This is a genomic window from Acidimicrobiia bacterium (assembly GCA_030584185.1).
Taxonomy (GTDB): domain Bacteria; phylum Actinomycetota; class Acidimicrobiia; order Spongiisociales; family UBA11373.
Map to the genome: position 1 here is coordinate 856033 of CP129495.1, position 20490 is coordinate 876522.

At 70.3% G+C, this 20490-nt stretch carries 20 protein-coding genes; 7 read left to right on the forward strand and 13 right to left on the reverse strand.

Annotated features, from left to right (window positions below):
• Positions 1-25 precede the first annotated feature (25 nt).
• A complete protein-coding gene (locus QY307_04310; GenBank protein ID WKZ83471.1) occupies positions 26-499 on the forward strand; it encodes a hypothetical protein in 474 nt (157 codons plus the stop codon).
• A gap of 22 nt (positions 500-521) precedes the next feature.
• Positions 522-1952 (forward strand): aldehyde dehydrogenase family protein, encoded by a 1431-nt coding sequence (locus tag QY307_04315; GenBank protein ID WKZ83472.1) that lies wholly within the window; start codon positions 522-524, stop codon positions 1950-1952.
• 133 nt (positions 1953-2085) lie between these two features.
• Here QY307_04315 and QY307_04320 read toward each other — a convergent pair whose 3' ends face one another.
• From QY307_04320 to QY307_04380, 13 genes are all read right to left on the reverse strand, one after another.
• Positions 2086-2985, reverse strand: coding sequence for an exopolyphosphatase (locus QY307_04320; protein WKZ83473.1), 900 nt, complete (start codon positions 2983-2985; stop codon positions 2086-2088).
• Positions 2967-3488 (reverse strand): DUF501 domain-containing protein, encoded by a 522-nt coding sequence (locus QY307_04325; GenBank protein WKZ83474.1) that lies wholly within the window; start codon positions 3486-3488, stop codon positions 2967-2969. Before QY307_04325 ends, QY307_04320 begins: the two co-directional genes overlap by 19 nt.
• Positions 3481-3876, reverse strand: coding sequence for a septum formation initiator family protein (locus QY307_04330; GenBank protein ID WKZ83475.1), 396 nt, complete (start codon positions 3874-3876; stop codon positions 3481-3483). The genes QY307_04325 and QY307_04330 overlap by 8 nt, the downstream gene beginning before the upstream one ends.
• Complete coding sequence (gene eno, locus QY307_04335) at positions 3876-5150, reverse strand: phosphopyruvate hydratase (protein ID WKZ83476.1); 1275 nt, start codon at positions 5148-5150, stop codon at positions 3876-3878. The genes QY307_04330 and eno overlap by 1 nt, the downstream gene beginning before the upstream one ends.
• Before the next feature lie 66 nt (positions 5151-5216).
• Entirely contained in the window at positions 5217-6632 is a 1416-nt protein-coding gene (mazG, locus tag QY307_04340; protein WKZ83477.1) for a nucleoside triphosphate pyrophosphohydrolase, read from the reverse strand.
• A 1-nt stretch (position 6633) separates the two neighbouring features.
• The gene (locus QY307_04345) at positions 6634-7548 is read right to left on the reverse strand and encodes a peptidylprolyl isomerase (protein WKZ83478.1); all 915 of its coding nucleotides are present in this window, start codon (positions 7546-7548) and stop codon (positions 6634-6636) included.
• Entirely contained in the window at positions 7527-10886 is a 3360-nt protein-coding gene (gene mfd / locus QY307_04350) for a transcription-repair coupling factor (protein ID WKZ83479.1), read from the reverse strand. Before mfd ends, QY307_04345 begins: the two co-directional genes overlap by 22 nt.
• Positions 10887-10977: 91 nt before the next feature.
• Positions 10978-12450: a hypothetical protein gene (locus QY307_04355; GenBank protein ID WKZ83480.1), complete on the reverse strand. Its 1473-nt coding sequence runs from the start codon at positions 12448-12450 to the stop codon at positions 10978-10980.
• 109 nt (positions 12451-12559) lie between these two features.
• The gene (locus tag QY307_04360) at positions 12560-13540 is read right to left on the reverse strand and encodes an NAD-dependent epimerase/dehydratase family protein (protein ID WKZ83481.1); all 981 of its coding nucleotides are present in this window, start codon (positions 13538-13540) and stop codon (positions 12560-12562) included.
• Entirely contained in the window at positions 13533-14087 is a 555-nt protein-coding gene (gene pgsA / locus QY307_04365; protein WKZ83482.1) for a CDP-diacylglycerol--glycerol-3-phosphate 3-phosphatidyltransferase, read from the reverse strand. Before pgsA ends, QY307_04360 begins: the two co-directional genes overlap by 8 nt.
• A 45-nt stretch (positions 14088-14132) precedes the next feature.
• Complete coding sequence (glpK, locus tag QY307_04370; GenBank protein WKZ83483.1) at positions 14133-15611, reverse strand: glycerol kinase GlpK; 1479 nt, start codon at positions 15609-15611, stop codon at positions 14133-14135.
• A complete protein-coding gene (pth, locus tag QY307_04375; GenBank protein ID WKZ83484.1) occupies positions 15608-16237 on the reverse strand; it encodes an aminoacyl-tRNA hydrolase in 630 nt (209 codons plus the stop codon). Before pth ends, glpK begins: the two co-directional genes overlap by 4 nt.
• A gap of 48 nt (positions 16238-16285) precedes the next feature.
• Entirely contained in the window at positions 16286-16957 is a 672-nt protein-coding gene (locus QY307_04380) for a 50S ribosomal protein L25 (GenBank protein ID WKZ83485.1), read from the reverse strand.
• A gap of 116 nt (positions 16958-17073) precedes the next feature.
• Between QY307_04380 and QY307_04385 the strand changes: the two genes are divergently transcribed.
• The 5 genes from QY307_04385 to QY307_04405 are packed head-to-tail and all read left to right on the forward strand — an operon-like array spanning position 17074 to position 20474.
• The gene (locus QY307_04385; protein ID WKZ83486.1) at positions 17074-17391 is read left to right on the forward strand and encodes a helix-turn-helix transcriptional regulator; all 318 of its coding nucleotides are present in this window, start codon (positions 17074-17076) and stop codon (positions 17389-17391) included.
• Positions 17384-17899: a hypothetical protein gene (locus QY307_04390; GenBank protein ID WKZ83487.1), complete on the forward strand. Its 516-nt coding sequence runs from the start codon at positions 17384-17386 to the stop codon at positions 17897-17899. The genes QY307_04385 and QY307_04390 overlap by 8 nt, the downstream gene beginning before the upstream one ends.
• A 51-nt stretch (positions 17900-17950) precedes the next feature.
• Positions 17951-18790 carry a sulfide/dihydroorotate dehydrogenase-like FAD/NAD-binding protein gene (locus QY307_04395; protein ID WKZ83488.1) on the forward strand — a complete coding sequence of 280 codons (840 nt, stop codon included), beginning with the start codon at positions 17951-17953 and terminating at the stop codon, positions 18788-18790.
• Entirely contained in the window at positions 18787-20325 is a 1539-nt protein-coding gene (gltA, locus tag QY307_04400) for an NADPH-dependent glutamate synthase (protein WKZ83489.1), read from the forward strand. Before QY307_04395 ends, gltA begins: the two co-directional genes overlap by 4 nt.
• A complete protein-coding gene (locus QY307_04405; protein ID WKZ83490.1) occupies positions 20322-20474 on the forward strand; it encodes a hypothetical protein in 153 nt (50 codons plus the stop codon). Before gltA ends, QY307_04405 begins: the two co-directional genes overlap by 4 nt.
• The last annotated feature ends 16 nt before the right edge of the window (positions 20475-20490 follow it).

Consider the following 20490-nt stretch of genomic DNA (forward strand, 5'->3'; position numbering starts at 1 on the left):
GCCTATCCGTGCCAGGATCGGGCCCATGAACCCGTCCGAACACCGCCGGCTCGCAGTCGATCTCAACAACGCAACGTGGGAAGTCCTCGCCGCCGGGGGTCCGCCCGATGACCATGACGCCCGAGACCGCTTCCTCTACGGTGCATACGCCTCCGCATACCACTGGTCGCAGGCCGAGGGGGCGACCGTCGCCAACCGGGTGCGGGCCGAACACCTGGTGGCTCGGGCCGCCATCGCCACCGGGCGCCACGTGGCCGGGTTGGACCACGCCATGCGTTGCCTGGAACTCTGCATCGCACATGGCGAGGAGGTCGAGGACTGGGACTTCGCCTTCGCCCACGAGGCGATCGCCCGGGCACTCGCCGGTCTGGGGCACCGCCGTGACGCCCGCCGCCACCATCGTGTCGCCGCTCAGCGCGGCGCCGAGATCGCCGGCGCCGAGGACCGCCGCGTCTTCATGGAGGAGTTCGCCCGGGGTCCGTGGTTCGGGCTCATCTGACCGGCCCTGGTAGTTTCGCCCCATGACCGAAACGGCAAGGATCTACCTGGCGGGCGAGTGGACCGAAGGAACGGGCGACACTCACCACGCCCTCATCAGCCCGGTGACCGGGGAGCACGTCGCCGACGTCCCCCTGGCCTCGGCCGCCGACATCGACCGTGCCGTGGCCTCCGCCCGGGAGGCCCAGGATGAGTTCCGCCACTGGTCCGCCTTCGAGCGGGCCGACCTCTGTCACCGGATCGCCGACGCCATCGAGGGACGGGTCGAGGAGATCGCCCGGCTCCAGACCCTCGAACAGGGCAAGCCGTACCACGCCGAGTCGCTGACCGACATCGAGGAGGCCAACGAGTACTTCGTCAACGCCGCCGAGGACGTCAAACGCCTCACCGGCGAGGTGATCCCCACCACCGACCGCAACAAGCGCATGTTCACCTTCCGCAGGCCGGTGGGGGTGTGGACGGCGATCACCCCGTGGAACTTCCCGGTGACCATCCCCCTCGAGTACATCGGACCGGGGCTGGCGGCCGGGAACGCCGTGATCGTCAAGCCGCCCGAGTTCACCTCGCTCGCCCTGCTCAGGCTGGCCGAGGCGTTCGACGAGGCCGGCGTGCCCAAGGGCCTGATCTCGATCATCCCCGGCGGTGGCGCCATCGGAGACGCCCTGGTCACCCACTCCGGCATCGATGCGGTCGGGTTCACCGGCTCCAGCGAGACCGGAAAGAAGATCATCTCCCGCATGGGCATCAAGCGCTCCATCATGGAGATGTCGGGGAACGGCCCCACCGTCGTCACCGACGACGCCGACGTCGCCGCAGCCGCCACCGCCGCCGTCTACGGCGCCTACTACAACGCAGGGCAGGTGTGCTGTGCCACCGAACGGGTGATAGTGGTCGACGCCGTTCACGACGCCTTCGTCGAGGCGGCGATGAAGGCCTCCGAGGTGGTGCGCCTGGGCAATCCGTTCGACGAGGCCACCAACATGGGACCGCTCAACAACGAGCCGACCGCGCACAAGATGGACCGCCACATCGCCGAAGCCACCGAACGGGGGGCCGAAGTGCTGCTCGGGGGAGGACGGGCCGAAGGGTTCCCGACACCGCTCTACTACCGCTTCACCCTGGTCGACCGGGTCCCGGAGGACAGCATGCTGGCGAAGGAGGAGTCGTTCGGGCCGGTGCTGCCGATAATCACCGCCCGGGACGACGAGGAGGCGGTGGCGATCGCCAACCGCACCCACCTCGGGTTGCAGGCGGCCGTCTTCACCTCCAGCCTCAGCCGGGCCTTCTGGTACGCCGACCGGATCCGTTCGGGCACGGTGGTGGTGAACGACTCCACGGACTTCTGGGAGACCTTCCAGCCGTTCGGTGGGGCGGCGGGCACCGAGACCGGCTGGGGCCGGGGACGAATCGAGGAGTTCACCGACCTGCAGACGCTGGTCATCGACATCGGGTAGGGGCGGGGTGGCCCGAAGGGCCAGACGGGGCACCGGCGCGACACGAGTCTGGCGACGCTCCCTCCCCAGGGAGGTGGCCCGAAGGGCCGGAGGGGGCACAAGCGCGGCCAAGGCGCTCGCAGAGTCTTCCCCGCTACTCCGCCAAGCCCGCCACGATCCCGTCGAGCAGGTCGCTCTCCGACACCTGCACCTCGGGGAGGCCGGAGAGCCGCAGCGCCTCCACGGCGATCACCGCACCGGCGAGGATCACCGGGGCCCGTCCCGGGTCCAGCGACGGGATGGCCGCAGTCTCGGCGATGTCCAGCCGGCGCAACATCGCCACCAGCGCGACGAGGTCGGCGAGGCCCAGGACCGCTCCATGGACCCACTCCCGGTCGTAGCGCTCCAGCCCGAGGTGGATTGCGGCCAGCGAGGTGAACGTGCCCGCCACTCCGATCATGCGCTCCGGACGACGGGGCAGCCTCACGCGTTCGGCGAAGAGTCGGCCCACCATGCCCGCAGCAGCCGCGACCGCCTCCTCGGACGCCGGACGGTCGGGCAGCGCCCGGTCGGTGAGGCGGACCGACCCGATGGGCACGCTCACGGCGTACCCCTCCTCGCCCATGATGAACTCGGTGCTGCCGCCCCCGGGGTCCACCACCACCGTCGACGACCGGCCCGGCAGACCGGCGAGCGCCCCGGCGTACGAGAGGGCGGCCTCCTCCTCCCCAGTGATCACCTCGACGGGATGGCCCAGCGCCTGGGTGGCCCGCGCCAGGAAGTCATCGGCGTCCGAGGCAGTACGGGCGGCAGCGGTGGCGACCGCGCGGACCCGGCTCGCCTCATGCCGGCGCAACAGGCCCCCGAACTCGGTCAGCACGGAGATGGCAGCCTCGACCCCGTCGGGTGAGAGCCGGCCGCTTCGCTCCATCCCCCGGCCGAGCCCGACCACGACGGTCTCACGGATCTCCCGTCCTCCATCGACCTCGATGAACAGGCGGACGGTGTTGGTGCCGACGTCGACGGCGGCGCGGGTCACTTCGGTTCCCGCCACCCCTTGTTGGAGATCACCTCGCCGGCCATGATGATCACGCAGGGAACGGCACAGTCGAGCGGTTCGATCTTCTGTGCCACCGCCTCACCGACCGGGTTGTCGTTCCCGGCGGCGTGATCGGCGTAGTGGGCGTGCAGGCACTTCACCCCGTTGTGGGTGCCGCCCACTCCTCCGCTCGGTCGCGGCGAGGCGTGGGGCGGAGTCGCGGCGTCGCGCTCCTCGGCGTATCGACGGTGCGCCTCATCGAGGCGGTCGCGGAAGTTGGCATCGCTGGTGGCACGCCACTCCATCTCGGTGACGCCTCCCTCCCCTTCCAGCCGGCCGATCCGCCGGGTCGCCAGAGGGCAGGTGAGCCAGTAGCGCGTCGGAAAAGGCGTCCCGTCCTCGAGAATCGGAGGCACTCTCGACACCACGGGCAGTCCCAGGTGACAACGAGCCACCACGTCGGCCGGGGCCCGCGGCGACCGTCCGATCTGGACGGCCATCACCGCCCGGTCATCCATCGGAGAGAAGATCCCGGCCGGTGATGAAGTCCCAGAGCTCCCGCCACCAGGAAGTGCGTTCCGGCAGCGCCGTCGGAGGCCCGGGAAGGGTCGACTCGGCCTCAGGCGTCGATTCGGCGACGTAGGCGATCTCGCCTGGCTTCACAAGGCCGAACTGCTCGCGGGCGATCCGCTCCACCTCGCTGGTCGTCAGCAGGGCCGCCACCTGCTCCTCGAGCCGGCGGTTCTCCTCGATCAGGGCGTCGCGCTGGCGACGGGCCAGGTCGAGCGTCGCCTCCTGGGCGACCACCTGACGGAAGGGGACGATCCCCGAGGCGATCGCCAGCGCCACGACGATCATCCCCATGAGCAGCGAACCGAACAGCCCGAAACCCTTGCGCTGTTCCATCAGACACCCCTCCGATACGGATCGGTACCGGCGTAACGCGCCCCGGAGCCCAGCCCCTCCTCGATGCGCAGCAGCTGGTTGTACTTGGCGGTTCGCTCCCCACGGGCGGGGGCGCCGGTCTTGATCTGACCGGCGTTGGTGGCCACCACCAGATGGGAGATGAAGGTGTCCTCGGTCTCGCCGGACCGGTGGCTCACCACCCGCCCGTACCCGGCGCCCTCAGCCATCTCCATGGTCTGCAGCGTTTCGGAGAGGGTGCCGATCTGGTTCACCTTGACCAGCACCGAGTTGGCCACGCCACCGTCGATCCCTCGCTGCAGCAGATCCGGGTTGGTGACGAACACGTCGTCCCCCACCAGTTGGATGCGGCGGCCGAGGCCGGCGGTGAGCTCGGCCCACCCGTCCCAGTCGTCCTCGGCGAGGCCGTCCTCGATGGAGACGATCGGGAACTCGTCGACCAGCCCTGCGAGGTACTCCACCATCTCGGAGGTCTTGCGCGCCCTGCCTTCGAACTGATACCTCCCCTCCCGATGGAACTCGGTGGCGGCGACGTCGAGGGCGAGGGACACCTGACTCCCTGCCTCGTATCCGGCGGCTGCGATGGCCTCCATCAGCAACTCCAGGGCACTGCGATTCTCCGGCAGGTCGGGAGCGAAACCGCCTTCGTCGCCGACGTTGCTGCTCAGGCCCCGGCCCGCCAGGACCTTGCGCAGGGCGTGGTAGATCTCGACCCCGGCGCGCAACGCCTCCCGGAAGGTCCCGAAACCGGACGGCACCAGCATGAACTCCTGGATGTCGATCGAGTTGGCGGCGTGGGCGCCCCCGTTGAGCACGTTGAGCATCGGCACCGGGAGCAGCCGGGCGGCGGGACCACCCAGGTAGCGGTACAGAGGCATACCGGTGCCGGCCGCAGCCGCCCGGGCGTTGGCCAGCGACACCGCCAGCAGCGAGTTGGCCCCGAGACGCTCCTTGTTGGGGGTTCCGTCCAGGTCGCACAGCGCCTGGTCCAGGGAGGCCTGGTCGGTGGCGTCCCGGCCGACCACTGCGGGCGCGATGACATCATTGATGTTGGCGACGGCCCGCGTCACACCCTTCCCGCCGAAGCGGGTCCCGCCGTCCCGAAGCTCGATGGCCTCGAGTGCCCCCGTCGAAGCTCCCGATGGAACCGCCGCACGACCGAAGTGGCCGCCAGCAAGCACCACCTCGGCCTCGACGGTCGGGTTCCCCCGGGAGTCGAGGATCTCGCGGGCCCGTATCGAGGTGATCTCAGTCACGGGCCCTCCTTCCAACCGAAGGTACTACGAATGCGCGCAACCGGCGAGGAAAGTCGCCTCCACCGGTCACTCCAACTCCTTGGCCCGCTCCCATGCGGCATCCATCTCGTCGAGGGTCATGGAGTCCACGTCACCTGCGGCCTCCACCTGCCGGAACCGCTCCTCGAACCGGGCGGTGGCGCCGCGCAGCGCCTGCTCGGGATCCACGTCGATACGGCGGGCGAGGTTGACCACGGTGAACAGCAGGTCGCCCACCTCGTGGGCGGTGTCGGAGCCGTCGGCGAGGACCTCGGCCAGCTCCTCCTCCACCTTGGCCACCACCCCGGCCAGGTCGGGCCAGTCGAACCCGACCCCGGCGGCTCGCCCCTGAAGTGCCAGGGCACGCGCCAGGGCGGGTAGCGAGGAGGGCACCCCGTCGAGCAGCGACTCCCGGCCCTTCTCGTCTTGCTTGATCCTCTCCCAATTGGCGATCACGTGGTCGGCGGTGGGGGCGTCGACGACGCCGAAGACGTGCGGGTGGCGGGCGATCAGCTTGCGACGGATGCGTTCGGCTACCTCTTCGATCCCGAACACCCCCGCCTCGGCGGCCAGGGTGGCGTGGAACACCACCTGGAGCAGCAGGTCGCCCAGCTCCTCCTCCAACTCGAGGTATCCGGCGACGTCGGGATCTCCACCCGGTGCATCCGCCGGCAGCGCCTCGATCGCCTCCAGGGCCTCATGCGCCTCCTCCAGGAGGTGACGGGCCAGGCTGTGATGGGTCTGCTCCCGATCCCACGGGCACTCCCGGCGCAGGCGGGCGTTGGTGCGCACCAGACCGGGCCAACCCGGCGTCTCCACCTCGAGGAACAGCGAGACCCGCAGCCCGGCGTGTCCGGCCCTCAGGTCTGTGAGAGCCACCGTCTCCACGACCTCGCCGTCCCCCCCGAGGTCGGCGAGGCGGGTGATCGGCGTCTCGGCGGCGAGCACCTCGAGCAGCCCGTCGCGCACGGCGTCCAGGGAGGCCGGCGTGTCGACCTGGGCGATGAGCGTGGGGAGGTGAAGCAGCAGCGGCTGGGGAAGGTCGTGGGCGTCGAGCACCTGCAACCCCCGCTCCAGCGGGTCCAGGCCCAATCGGAGCAACGCCAGATCGAGGAAAGACTCCGCCGGCAACACCTCCACATCGGAGCGTTCTGCCAACAGCCGCACCGTGTGCTCACCCACAAGGGGACTTCCCGGGACGGCGTAGACGACCGGTCCGCCTTCGGCAATGGATGTGACCCGATCGGCGATGCCGCGGTACACCGAGGCGAAGTCCTCGCCGGCCTCGTACAGGTCGTCGCACGGGAGCACCTCGCGCCGGGCCGCCAGGTCACGGGCGGCGGGGTGCTCGATGGTGCGCACCACCACCCGTCGGTCGGGGTCGAGCAGCAGGCCGAGTGCCCGTGCGTCGAGGCGGTCCAGGCCCGCAGGTCCCAGGCCGACCACGACGATCGAGGCGGTCACCTCACTCCGTCGGAGGGGTGATCCCCAGCGGCGACCAGGTGCCGTACTCCGCCTCGACCACGACGTCGGCCTCTTCCAGCTTGAGGTTGAACCAGTCGCTCCACATGGCGTCGCCCACCTCCGCGGGGAAGAAGGCGAGGGGATCCGCCTCCACTTGCTCCCGGGTCGGTGCCGTCCGGTCGGTCACCAGGATCACGTGCCAGCCGAACTCGGTCTCCACCGGGCTGGTGACCTCGTCCAGGTCGGCCTCGACGGCGGCGTTGGCAAACTCCAGCACGTACCGGGAGGCGAGGTTGCAGCCGAGGTCGCCGCCGGGCGAGGTGTCGGTCGACACCTCGTCGGCGACGGCGGCGAACCCCTCGCCGGCCTCCAGCCGGCCGATCACCGTCAGGGCCTCCTCTTCGGTCGCCACCAGGATGTGACTGGCGCACACGGTCGTAATCAGGGCGGGTGAGGCGAACAGGTCGTCGATCGTCGTCGGGTCGCTCACGAGTGCGCCCACCACCTGGTCGCGCAGCACACCGATCTCGGCGTTGAAGCGCAGCATCCCGCGACCGGCATTGGGTACCCCCAGGTAGGTCTCGGGGGTGACTCCCCGGGCCTCCATGTCGTCGATGATGGCGGAGTAGGTCTCGTCCACCAGAGCCTCGTCCAGCACCAGGGAGAGTTCGGCCTCCATCGCGTCGATGAGGACCGCCTTGGCGACGAGGGCGAACACGGCGTTCTGCAGGCCTTCGTCCTTGGGCACGGCGCCGCCCTCGTACAGATCGGCGACGTCGTCGAGGGTGATCTGGGTGTCGACGCCGATGGTGGCGACCAGGGACCCTCCCGACGAGCAGGCGACGGCGAAGGCGGCGAGCAGGGCAATGGGGGCGGCGAATCTGCGCAGGGGAATCACTCCGAGTCGGGGGGCCACATTGTACGGATGAACTCGGTCAACTCCGAAGCCGGCCGCCGCCCCAGCGGGACGAACAGCATCTTCTGCTTGGCCTGGAGCACCGCCCGGGGCGACAGCCTCTGCAGGCGCACCTCCTGGCTGGCGGCCAGGGTGACCGGTGTCATCCGGACCTCTCGATGCAGCGCCAGCACCTCGGTGAGACCGACCCGCAGCGCCTCCACCCGCAGCCGAGCCACCTCGATCAGGGTCTCCGCCCGCTCCGGAAGCGGTCCGAAGCGGTCGACCCACTCGGAGACCACATCGTCGACACCCCTCTGGGTGGTGGCGGCGGCGAGGCGGCGATACGCCTCCAATCGGGCGTCCTGATCGGCCACGTAGCCGTCGGGGAGGTGCGCCTCCACCGGCAGCTCGATCCTCACCTCGGCCGGGGGAGGCGCGGCGACGATGCCGGTCTCCAACTCCCCCACTGCCTCGGCCACCAGCTCCATGTAGAGATCCAGCCCGACGGCGGAGATGTGGCCCGACTGCACGTTCCCCAGGACGCTCCCGGCACCCCTGATCTCCAGGTCGCGCAGCGCCAACTGGAACCCGGAACCCAGGTCGGCGAACTCGCCGATCGCCTCCAGCCGCCGGTGGGCCTCCTCGGTGAGGCGGTGGTCGGGCGGATGGAACAGGTAGGCGTACGCCCTCTGTGTGGACCGGCCCACCCGTCCCCTCAGCTGGTAGAGCTGGGCGAGGCCGAGCAGGTCGGCGCGCTCCACGATCAGCGTGTTCACCTGGGGAAGGTCGAGCCCCGACTCGATGATGGTGGTCGCCACCAACACGTCGTGCTCCCCCGCCCAGAAGTCGAGCATCACCTGCTCCAGCTGCCCCTCCGACATGCGGCCGTGGGCGACGGCGAACCTGGCTTCCGGAACCAGGGCTCGAAGCCGGGCGACGGCGTGATCCATCGATTCGATCCGGTTGTGCACGTAGAACACCTGCCCGTCGCGCAGCATCTCCCGCCTGATCGCCGCCGACACCGTCGACTCCTCCCAAGGGCCGATGAAGGTGAGGATGGGATGCCGGTCCTCGGGCGGCGTGGCGATACGCGAGACGCTGCGGATCCCGGTGAGTGCCATCTCCAGCGTGCGCGGGATCGGGGTGGCGGTGAGGGTGAGCACGTCGACGGAGCGGCGCAGTGCCTTGATGCGGTCCTTGGCGGCCACACCGAAACGCTGCTCCTCGTCCACCACGAGCAGCCCCAGGTCCTTGAAGGCCACGTCGTCGCTGAGAAGGCGGTGGGTGCCGATCACCACGTCCACCGACCCGTCGGCGAGTCGCTTGACCACGGCGCGCTGCTGGGCTGCGGTCAGGAACCGGCTCAGCGACTCGACCCGGATCGGGTACGGGGCGAACCGGTCGGAGAAGGTCTGATGATGCTGCTGGGCGAGCAGGGTGGTGGGCACCAGCACCGCCACCTGTCTGCCGTCCTGAACCGCCTTGAAGGCGGCGCGCACCGCCACCTCGGTCTTGCCGAACCCGACGTCGCCGAACACCAGGCGATCCATCGGCGCCGCCGACTCCATGTCGGCCTTCACGTCCTCGATGGCGGTCAGCTGGCCCGGGGTCTCCTCGAAGGGGAAGGCGGCCTCGAGCTCCCGCTGCCACGGGCTGTCGGCGGAGAAGGCGTGGCCGGCGACCCGGGCCCGCGCCCGGTGCAGCGACACCACCTCCTCGGCCACGGCGGCCACCTCGCGCCGAACCCGGGACCGCGTCTTCTCCCAGTCGGAGCCACCCATCCGGCTGAGGCGCGGCGACTCGCCCCCCGAGTAACGCCGCACCGCCGCCAGCTGGTCTGTGGGAACGTAGAGGCGGTCCTCCCCGGCGTAGGCCACCAACAGGTAATCGCGCTCCACGCCGCCGATGCTGCGGGTCACCAGGCCTTCGAAGCGGCCGATCCCGTGGCGGCGGTGCACCACGAAGTCCCCGGGCCGCAGGTCGGCGTAGCCGTCGCCGGGAGTAGGACCGCCCGCCACCACTCGCCGGTGTGCTCTCCGCCTGCCGGCGATCTCCTGCTCTCCCAGCACAGCCACCCCCAGGTCGGGAGCGACGAAGCCCTTGTGGACTCCGGTGGCGATCACCGAAGAACCGCCTTCGACGACCTCGAGGCGCTCCAGGTCCAGGCCGTGCTCGTCGAGCACCCGAGCCACCCGGTCGGCGGCGGCGGTCCCGTCCATGGCCACCACCACCTGGGTGTTGCCGCCGATCAGGGCTCGCAGGCCTCGTGCCACCGATTCGGGATCCCCCGGGGTGGCGTCGAGGCCGGTGATGGTGATCCCGGGTTCTCCGGGTCGGGCGGCGGAGGCGGGGACCTGCAAGGTGCGCCCCTCCGGGACGACCGCCGCCAGCGGAAGGAACAACGAGGGATGCGCTCCCGCCTCGGGCGCCCCCGCCCCCCAGGTGGGGGCCAGGGCACGAGCCAGTTCGTCCTCCTCGGCCACCAGATCGGAGGCGCGATCCGCCGCCCGGGTCGGGTCGAACAGCACCACCCGGGTCGACCCGGACGCTTCGTCCAAGACGGTGGCCTCCGGGGCGAGCCATGGCAGCCAGGACTCGATGCCGGGGAAGGAGATGCCGTCGGCGATGCGATCCCAGGTCGGCGCCGCCCATGGGTCGGTGCGGAGCAACGCCCGCGCCGCCTCGGCCATCACCCCTTCCGGGCGCACCTCTCGGGCCGGATAGGCGGTCACCGCCGACACCGGCTCGAAAGATCGCTGGGTGGCGACCGAGAACGCCGTGATCTCGTCGACGGTGTCGCCCCAGAAGTCGATCCGGACCGCCTGGCGCGACTGTGCCGGATAGAGATCGACGATCCCACCCCTGACGGCGAACTCTCCCCTCGCCTCCACCCGGTCGGTGCGCTCGTAGCCGATGGCTGCGAGCCGACGCACCACGTCGTCGAACTCGACCTCGGCCCCTGGGCTCAGCTCCACCGGCTCCACCGGCGACGGGGAGAGACGCTGAACGACGGCCCGCACCGACCCCACCACCACCGTCGGACGCCCCAGGCGCAAGGCGTGTCGCGCCTCGGCGCGCAATGCCATCGTGCTCAGGTTCGGCGAGACGTGTTCGAAGGGAAGCGTCTCCCATGCGGGCAACAGCAAGACGTTCGCGGTGAAGAGCTCCAGGTCGTCGACCAGGTCCTCGGCGTCTCTCTCGCCAGGGACGATGGCCAGGATCGCGCCTTGTGACCGCCACGCCATCCCTGCGAGGAGGAAGGATCGGACGCCGGGGGACGCGACGAAGCGCCCCGACTCGGGGATCGGGGGATGGTCGCGCCAGCGCGTTACGAGCGCCGCCAGTGGGGCGGTCATGCGACGAGAGAGGGTAGAGGGGCGGGAGCCGCATCGAATCGCCCGTGCGGCCCCACCCCCCTCCCTCGACCTCGCCCGCCCGCCGGATCGATCACCCGGCCAGGTTCACCGCGCCGCTCCCGGAGTCGTCATGGCGAAAGCGCGGCCACCAGGCATCGCCATAGCCCTCCAGACCGGCATCGGAGATGACGCTCACCGTGCCGTCGGTGGCGACCACGAAGATCGAGCCGTCGACGATCACCGGGCTCGAGACAACGGGTGCATCGGTGCCGAGCTCGTACGCCGCCACCAGCTCGCCCTCCGTGGACACGACCCGCAGCTCGCCGCTGACCGCGAACAGCACCACGGAATCGTCGGCCAGCACCGGTGTCGACGTTCCCTGGCCGGGGGCGGTGTCGAGCAGCGTGCCGGTGCAGTCCGGCGTCACCTTCCACAACTCGGCGGTCCGCCTGGCGCCGTCGGGGACCGTGATCGAGACGTAGGCGTTGCCCTCGGCATCGATGGTCACGCCCTGGTAGTAGCCCGCGGCCATCAGCGGCCCCACCTCCACCTCGAAGGCGCACATCTCCTCGAGGTTCTCGTCGAGGTGGAACAGGGCGTAGGTGTTGCGGTCGTCGACGGCGTGGGCGAACTGCACCCAGAGGGTGCCGTCCATCGAGATCACGATCTCGCCGGCCACGGCGTCCTCGTCGGCGTTTCCGGCACCGGTGCGATGGCATCCCTCGTCGCCAGGGTCGAACGAGGCGACGACCTCGAGGGAGGCGTCGAGCTTCACCACCGAGCATCCGTACAGGTACTCGTCATCGGAGTCGCCGTGATGCTGCGGGCCGCCACCGACGTACAGGTATTCGCCATCGGTGGTGATACCGGCGCCCACCCAGGACCGGAACCCGTCCTCGGTCGCCAGCCGGGCGACGATCGTCCCATCGGACGTCATGCCGTACAGACCACCACAGGTCTCCTTGATCGGATCCTGGCAGTTGTCCTCCGGGGTGTTGATCGTCCCGAAGTAGTAGGTGCCGTCCAGGTACACCCCGGACGAGTCGCTCACCACGCTCAGCTCCTCGTTGGTGGCGATCACCTCGAACGTGGCCGGATCCAACACCTGGACCGCACCGCCGAACGTCGTGTTCCAGAACAGGAGTCCCTCGGCCTCCACCAGGGCAGGCGTCGCCTCCCCCGTGTACCCCTCGGCGAGGACGTGGAGCGTTCCGGTGGAGAGGTCGTAACCGAGCAGCGTGGCCGACAATGCGTCGCGCGGCTCGCATCCGTGCCCATGATCGTGCATCGACCACACCAGCATCTCGTCGACCACGATCGGCGACGAGGTGACGTAGGTGCATTCGGTGGCGGGGATGGTGACGTACTCCACGGATCCGTTGGTGCCGTAGACCAACCCTTCCGCCTCCGGGAACTCCGACAGCGCCGGATCGCCCGGCGGATCGGTGGTGCTGGTCGATGCCGACACCGTCGTAGTGACGGCGTCGTCGGGCGCCGAAGCCTCGGAGCCGCCGCAGGCGGCCAGCAGGGTGATGGTGAGCAGGGCTGTGATGAACCGGGTCATGTTCTCCTCCAATCGATTTGGTGAGGCTCGGCAGGCAGGGTCAAAGGCGGGTGAAGCGAGGATGAGCTCGGGATGAGACCCATGCGAGGCCGAGAACGCCCGGGGCGGCTCAGGCAGTGGGGTCGAGGACGCCCTGATCCCGATACCAGTCGACGGTCTCGGCGAGCCACACCTCGGGAGGCGCGTAACGCAATCCGAGGTCCCGCTCCGCCCGGGAGCCGTCGCACCGGTGACCGCGGCGGACGCTGCGGGCCATGTCCCGGCAGTACCTGGGGGTGCGTCCCACGATCCGTGCCGCCGCCTCGGCCACGGTGGCGCCCGGCATCAGCATCCACGGCGGCAGATACCGCACCCGATGCTCGACGCCGCCGATCACGGCGAGCAGTGCCACTGCCTCCTCAACGGTCGGGTTCCAGCCGCACACCAGGTACCGCTCACCGGGCGCGCCGCTGGTCTCGGCGAGCAGGTGTGCCTCGACGGTGTCTCCGATCGACACCAGAGGGAGGCGGGTGCGTATCGCCCACCTGAGCCGACCGTTGAGATAGTCGATGAAGATGCGAGCGCTGCCGTGGACCCGGCCCGGACCCTGCACCGAAGACGGATTCACCGCGACCAGGTCGACGCCGAGGCGGGTGGCGGCATCGAATGCGGCGCGCTCGGCCAGCCACTTGCTCTCGGCGTAGCGGGAGACCCACCTGCCGTCGGGGACGGTGGACTCGGTGGCCACGGCGCCCTCCGGCTCCCCGATGGCCGCCAGAGACGAGGTGTGGACCACGCGTCGAACCCCGGCGGCTGCTGCGGCCCCCACGGCGGCGCGGGTGCCCTCGACGTTGATCCGGAGCTGCTCCGGATCACACATCGCCACCTTCCCGGCGACATGGAACAGCGTGTCACAGCCCCGCATCCCCTCCCGCCACTCTCCCGGCTCCAGCAGGTCGCCTCGCACCGGTTCGGCGCCCAGGGCCGCCACCAGCCGGGCGGACGACTCCGAGCGGGCCAGGGCGAGCACCCGCCTCCCCGAACCCGCGAGGCGGCGGATCAAGGCGGAGCCGATGAAACCGGAGCCTCCGGTGACGAATGCGTCAGGCACGCGCTCGGTCGGAACGCAACACCACGGCGAAACGCGAGAAGTACCCGTACCCCGACATCAGGGTGACCGCAACGGCGGCGAGCATCACCCACTGGTCGGGATAGAACCCCCCGAACGTGACCGAGGGACGGAGCAGGGCGAGGAAGATCGCCATGTACTGCACATTGGCCTTAGCCTTGCCCCAGAACGAGGGCGGGACCGCGACCCCGTCCATGGCTGCCACTCCCCTGAGCCCGGAGACGGCGATCTCGCGGCCCACGATGACGAACGCCGCCCACGCCCAGGCGCGGCCCACCGCCACCAGACCGAAGAGGGCTCCCGACACCAGGAGCTTGTCGGCGATCGAGTCGAGAAAGGCTCCCAGGGCGGTCGTGATCTGCCAGCGCCGGGCCAGGTACCCGTCCGCCCAATCGGTCATCGAGGCCACCGCCATCAGTGTGGCGGCGATTCCGAAAGAGTGGTCGATCGGATCGGTGGGAAGGATCAGCGCCAGGATCGCCGGGATCAGGGCGATGCGAAGGTAGGCGAGGCCATCTGGGATCGACATGGCCCGGCGATGGTAACGATGGGAACCCCGGGAGGAGTGCCGGGGCTACTCCACCCAGCCGAACGACTTCTCCACGGCGCGGTGCCAGCCGGTGGTGAGGCGGGCTCGCGCGGATGGGTCCATCGCCGGCTCCCAGCGCCTTCCTTCGCGCCACAGGGCTCGCACCTGGTCGAGCCCGTCGAAGAACCCGACGGCGATCCCGGCGGCGTAGGCGGCACCGAGGGCGGTGGTCTCGGTGACGACCGGGCGCACCACGGGCACGCCGAGGATGTCGGCCTGGAACTGCATCAGCATCTCGTTGCCCACCATTCCACCGTCGACGAACAGGGTGTCGAGCCTCACCCCCGAGTCGGCCTCCATGGCGGCGATCACGTCGGCGGTCTGGTAGGCCGTCGCCTCGAGGACTGCCCGGGCGAGGTGCCCGGCGGTGGCATGGCGGGTGAGGCCGGCGACCACGCCTCGGGCATCGCTCCGCCAGTACGGGGCGAACAGCCCTGAGAAGGCGGGCACGAAGTAGACGCCGCCGTTGTCGGGGACGGTGGCGGCGAGGGCCTCCACATCCTCCGCGGCGCCGATCAGACCGAGGTTGTCTCGCAGCCACTGGACCCCGGCGCCTGCGATCGCCACCGAGCCTTCGAGGGCGTACTCGGCGGGCCGTCCCGGGAACTGGGAGGCAACGGTGGTGAGCAGCCCGGCACGGCTCTGCACCGCCTCGGGCCCGGTGTGGAGCAGCAGGAAGCACCCTGTTCCGTAGGTGTTCTTGGCGCCTCCGGCCTCGAACGCCGCTTGGCCGAAGAGTGCCGCCTGCTGATCGCCGAGGACCCCGGCGATCGGCACCCCGTCGAGCACCCCGACACCTTCGCCGAACGGCCCGACACTGGGGAGGATCTCGGGCAGGGCGGTGGCGGGCACCCCGAAAGCGTCGAGGAGGTCTGCCTCCCACTTCAGCGACCCGAGTCCCATGAGCATCGTGCGAGATGCATTGGTGACGTCGGTGACGTGGGCGCCGGTGAGGTTCCACAGCAGCCAGGAGTCGATGGTGCCCAGCGCCAGGTCACCGGATGCGGCGGCATCCCGGACGGCGGGCACCTCGTCGAGCAGCCAGCGCATCTTGGCGCCGGAGAAGTAGGTGGCCAGCGGGAGGCCACACCTGGGCCGGAACCGGTCGACGCCGCCCGAGGCGGCGAGGGAGTCCACCATTTCCTGGGTGCGAGTGTCCTGCCAGACGATCGCCGGCGCCAGCGGCATCCCCGACGAACGACTCCAGGCGACGGTGGTCTCGCGCTGGTTGGTGATACCCACCGCCGCCAGGTCGCAGGGGCCGATACCCGCCGCCGCAAGGGCGCCGCCGATCACGACCCGGGTGGCCTCCCAGATCTCGCCGGCGTCGTGCTCCACCCAACCGGGGCGGGGGCAGATCTGGCGGTGCTCACGCTGCTCCATGGCCACGATCGACCCGGCGCCGTCGACCACGACGAACCGCGTCGAGGTCGTCCCCTGGTCGATGGCCCCGACGAACTTCACGGGTTGTCACCCTTGGCGATGCCTAGGCGCGCCGAAGCGTCACCGGCCGCCTGACGGGCCTCCTCGCCACCGGCCTCACCGAAACGATGGAGCACCGCGGCGCCGGCGGAGACCATCAGATCGACGTCGTCTCGCTCCCGCTCGGTGAAGCGCCGCAGGACGAAGTCGGCCGGATCCTGGCGGCCGGGGGGCCTGCCCACTCCGATCTTGAGCCGCCACACGTCGCGACTTCCGATGGCGCGCATGACACTGGCCACGCCGTTGTGACCGCCCGAACCCCGTCCGTGATGGAAGCGCAGCCTCCCGAAGGGGAGGTCGATGTCGTCGTGGACGAGGATCAGGCCGGTGGGGTCGGTCTTGTACCACTTGAGGAGCGCCACCACCGGACCGCCCGACTCGTTCATGAAGGTGAGGGGAAGGGCTGCGACGGCGGGCACCCCGCCGAGGGAAAACTCGGACACGTCGGCCATGATCTTGCGAGGAGCCCGACGGAACTCGGTACCGACGGCTGCGGCGACGACCACTTCGGCGCCCACGTTGTGACGGGTGCCTCGATACTGATCGCCGGGGTTGCGCAGGCCGACGACCAGCAGGGGGGAGGCGGCCGATGTCGAGCGGCGTCTCATCGCCGAGCGGTCCCGGCGGTCGGGTGCGGCCTGACCGGCCGCACCGCGTCAGCCCTCGTCCCCGGCCTCGGGTTCGGTGCCCTCGGCGGCTTCGACATCCCCGTCCTCGCCCTCGGCTTCCCCCGCATCGCCCTCGGCCACCGCCGCCTCCTCGACGACGCGCGGGATGGCGACGGTCACCAGGTCTGTCTCGGGATCGTCCAGGTACTCGACGCCCTCGATGACGGGAAGATCCGCCACCTTGAGGGTGGTGCCGAGCTCCAGGTCCGAGATGTCGACGGTCACGTGCCCCGGGATGTCCATGGGCAGCGCCCTCAGGTTCACCGCGGTGCGGATGGTCTCCAGGATGGCGCCCTCGTTCTTCACCGCCTCCGGCGTGCCGATGAACTCGAGCAGCACCTCTGCGGTGATCGCCTCGTCCAGCGAGATGCTGATGAAGTCGACGTGGGCGATCTCTCCGCGCACCGGATGCCGCTGGATCTCCCGGGCCACCGTGAGGTACGGCTTCTTGGACCCTTCGACGGCGAGGTTGATCAGGGCGTTGGACCCGGCCTCGGTGTGCAGGGCGGCGTGCAGATCGCGCCGGTTCACCGACACCGAGATCGGGTCCAGACCCCGACCGTATAGGACCGCGGGAACCTCGCCTGCGACGCGCCGACGACGCCCGGGCCGGCTCCCGGTTTCGGTACGCGCATCGGCGCGCAGGGTCACCTGATCCATGACATGAACTCCTAGGAGGAAGTGCGGGAATCCATTATCGCCCACGGGGGGCCATTGACCAAAGTGGGGCAGGTCTTCGAGCAGAGATCGCAACACTTATGTTGTAGAGTGAGGGCATGACCATGGCAGGGACTCTCATTCGCGAGGCGCGAAAGAGAGCCGGCCTCAGCCAGGCGGCACTCGGCCATCGCCTGGGCGTGCCTGGATCGGCGATCGGCCGCTGGGAGCGGGGCGAGGTCGATCCCGGGTTCGACTCGGTGCTGCGAACGGTGCGCGCGACTGGGCTCGACCTGACGCTGGCGCTCACGCCGAGCGACGATCACGACGTGACTCTGATCCGCCGCACCCTGAGCCAGACTCCACAGAGTCGCCTCGAGGAGATGGTGACCGCGGTGCGGGCACTCGACCGGATGGCAGCCGCATCCCGTGGCTGAGTACGACCCGGTCGGGATCCTGCGGGTGCTCCACAACCACAGGGTCCGCTTCGTTGTGATCGGCGGAGTGGCGGCCCGGCTCCGAGGGGCACCTCTCATCACCCAGGACCTCGACGTGACGCCTGCCGCCGACCGGGCAAACCTGCGGGCGCTCGCCGAAGCGCTCACCGCCCTGGGGGCGCGGCTGCGCACCCCGAAGGAACCCGACGGCGTTTCCTTCCCCATCACCGCCGAGATGCTGGCTGCTGCCGACGCGTGGACGCTCATCACCAGCAGAGGCGATCTCGACCTCGCGTTCACCCCGGATGGGACCGGCGGCTACCGGGACCTGGCGGCGAGCTCGGACATGCTCCAGGTGAGCGACGACCCGCCGCTGCGGGTGTCGGTGGCTTCCCTGGCCGACGTGATCCGGTCGAAAGAGGCCGCAGGGCGGGCCAAGGATCGCGCCGCCATGCCCCTGCTCCGCCAGACCCTCGAGGAGGTGGAACGGGCCAACGGCCCCTCGTGAAGGGCCGGCCGCCCCCTGGGTCGGCCCGAGGGCAAGCGATACGTTGGCCTCGTGAGCAACGAGTTCCCCGTCCTCAGCGCTGAAACGATCGCCCCCGGGATCGTCCGGCTGCGCCTGCAGGCGCCCCGGGTCGCCCGCCATTGGAGGCCGGGGCAGTTCGCGATCGTTCGCCCCGATGAAGACGGGGAGCGGATTCCTCTGACCGTGGTCGAAACCGACCCCGACGGCTCCATCGTGCTGGTGATCCAGGCGGTGGGCGCCACCACCGACCGGCTATGCGCGATGGTCGCCGGCGACGCACTCGCAGACTTGGCCGGGCCGCTGGGAAGTCCCACCGAGGTGGACCACTTCGGAGGGGTGGTCGTGGTGGCGGGTGGGGTCGGCGCCGCAGTCGCACTTCCGGTCGCTCGGGCACTGGTCGAAGAAGGGAACGAGGTGACGGCGATCCTCGGCGCCCGCAGCGCCGACCGGGTGATCCTTGCCGCGGAGACGAAGGCCGCAGGCTGTCGCGTGATCGTGGCCACCGAGGACGGCAGCCTCGGAATCCAAGGGATGGTCACCGACGCCCTGGGCGACTTGCTGGCACGGGAGGGCCGAGTCGATCGGGTCTTCACCGCAGGGCCGATACCGATGATGGCGGCGGTGGCCGAGGCGACCCGTCGGCACGGGATCACCACCATCGCCAGCCTCAACCCGATCATGGTCGACGGCACCGGGATGTGCGGTGGATGCCGGGTGCGCATCTCCGGCGAGATGCGGTTCGCCTGCGTGGACGGGCCCGAGTTCGATGCCCATGCCGTCGACTTCGACACCCTCGCTCGGCGCAACGCCGCCTACGCCGCCTGGGAGGCCGACGCCCGGCGGGGTGCCTGCCGGGAGGTGCCGGCATGACACCGATGTCGACCCGGGAGCGGATGAAGATCCCCCGCCAGGAGATGCCGCTGCGCGACCCCAAGAAGCGTCGCCGGGACTTCGAGGAGGTCGCCCTCGGACTCGACCCGGATGTGGCGCGCCTGGAGGCGGCCCGGTGCCTGGTCTGCCGCCACCCCACCTGCGTCGATGGGTGCCCCGTACGGGTCCGGATCGACCGGTTCCTGCCCCTGCTCGCCGAGGGCGACCTGGAGGGGGCGGCGCGGGTGGTGCACGAGGACAACGCCCTGGCGGCGGTGTGCGGCCGGGTGTGCCCCCAGGAGTCGCAATGCGAGGGAGCCTGCGTGCTGAGCCGCAAGGGGGTTCCGGTCGCCATCGGCGCCCTGGAACGCTTCGTGGCCGACCATGGGCCCAGGCCCGAGCCGGGGACGGCGGCAGCCACCGGCCGGAAGGTGGCCGTCGTGGGGAGCGGCCCGTCCGGCCTCACCTGCGCCCGGGACCTGGCACGGCTCGGCCACTCGGTGACCGTCTTCGAGGCACTGCATCGCCCGGGAGGCGTTCTTGCCTACGGAATCCCCTCGTTCCGCCTCCCGGGTGACGTGCTCGACGAGGAGATCGCCTTCCTCGAGGCGCTGGGCATCGAGTTCGTCACCGACGCCGTGATCGGGCCCGGCGAGACCATCGACGACCTCTTCGTCGCCGGCTACGACGCCATGTTCCTGGGGGTCGGCGCCGGGCTGCCGCGGTTCCCAGACCTCCCCGGCGAGGACCTGGTCGGGGTGTTCAGTGCCAACGAGTTCCTCACCAGGATCAACCTGATGGGGGCCGGCCGCCCGGGGGCCGCCACCCCGATCCCGAACATGAAAGGGGCCAGGGTGGTCGTGGTCGGGGGCGGGAACACGGCCGTGGATGCCGCCCGCACCGCCCTCCGCCTCGGCGCAGCCGAGGTGCGGATCCTCTACCGCCGGGACCGACCCGACATGCCCGCCCGCCTCGAGGAGGTGGAGCATGCCCTGGAGGAGGGTGTCCTCCTGGAGGCCCTGGTGGCTCCCGTGGACTTCGTCGGAGACGGTGGAGCGGTGACCGGAGTCCGTATCGTGTCGATGCGGCCCGGCGACCCGGATGCCACCGGGCGCAGGCGCCCGGAACCCGTTGCGGGCAGCGAACGCCAGATCGCCGCCGACCTGGTGGTGGTGGCGATCGGCAACGATCCCAACCCTCTCCTCCTCCGCACCACCTCCGAACTCGACCGCACCGACCGGGGAACCATCGTGGTCGACCCTGCCACCGGCTCCACCAGCATCCCCGGTGTGTGGGCAGGCGGAGATGTCGTCACCGGCGGGGCGACCGTGATCCAGGCGATGGGCGCCGGTCGCAGGGCGGCGGCGGCGATCGATGCCCACCTCCGGGAGGAGCCGGTCTCGAATCGGGCAGGCGCCAACCCGGCGGGCCTCCCCATCACCAGGAGGGACTCTCGGTCGGGACCGGTTACCCGTAACCGCCTGCTTCCTTCGCGGGTCGAATCGTCGCCGGCAAGAGAAGGGACGACGGCATGAAGTTCGACAAGATCTGGCAAGTAGTCCTCGGCGTGTGGCTCATCTTCTGGGGAGCCCTGACGATGGACTGGATCTCGTTCAGCAGCGCCGGGGACATCCTCGGCATCGGCGCCCTGGCGGCGGGCGTCCTGACGATCCTCGACAAGTAGGGCGAATCGACCGGCG

What these genes read in the sequence shown, in the direction of transcription:
- QY307_04310 (WKZ83471.1), top strand. Translation starts at nt 26, where the DNA reads ATGAACCCGTCCGAACACCGCCGGCTCGCAGTCGATCTCAACAACGCA.
- QY307_04315 (WKZ83472.1), top strand. Translation starts at nt 522, where the DNA reads ATGACCGAAACGGCAAGGATCTACCTGGCGGGCGAGTGGACCGAAGGA.
- QY307_04325 (WKZ83474.1), bottom strand. Translation starts at nt 3,488, where the DNA reads ATGGATGACCGGGCGGTGATGGCCGTCCAGATCGGACGGTCGCCGCGG.
- QY307_04330 (WKZ83475.1), bottom strand. Translation starts at nt 3,876, where the DNA reads ATGGAACAGCGCAAGGGTTTCGGGCTGTTCGGTTCGCTGCTCATGGGG.
- mfd (WKZ83479.1), bottom strand. Translation starts at nt 10,886, where the DNA reads ATGACCGCCCCACTGGCGGCGCTCGTAACGCGCTGGCGCGACCATCCC.
- QY307_04355 (WKZ83480.1), bottom strand. Translation starts at nt 12,450, where the DNA reads ATGACCCGGTTCATCACAGCCCTGCTCACCATCACCCTGCTGGCCGCC.
- pgsA (WKZ83482.1), bottom strand. Translation starts at nt 14,087, where the DNA reads ATGTCGATCCCAGATGGCCTCGCCTACCTTCGCATCGCCCTGATCCCG.
- pth (WKZ83484.1), bottom strand. Translation starts at nt 16,237, where the DNA reads ATGAGACGCCGCTCGACATCGGCCGCCTCCCCCCTGCTGGTCGTCGGC.
- QY307_04380 (WKZ83485.1), bottom strand. Translation starts at nt 16,957, where the DNA reads ATGGATCAGGTGACCCTGCGCGCCGATGCGCGTACCGAAACCGGGAGC.
- QY307_04385 (WKZ83486.1), top strand. Translation starts at nt 17,074, where the DNA reads ATGACCATGGCAGGGACTCTCATTCGCGAGGCGCGAAAGAGAGCCGGC.
- gltA (WKZ83489.1), top strand. Translation starts at nt 18,787, where the DNA reads ATGACACCGATGTCGACCCGGGAGCGGATGAAGATCCCCCGCCAGGAG.
- QY307_04405 (WKZ83490.1), top strand. Translation starts at nt 20,322, where the DNA reads ATGAAGTTCGACAAGATCTGGCAAGTAGTCCTCGGCGTGTGGCTCATC.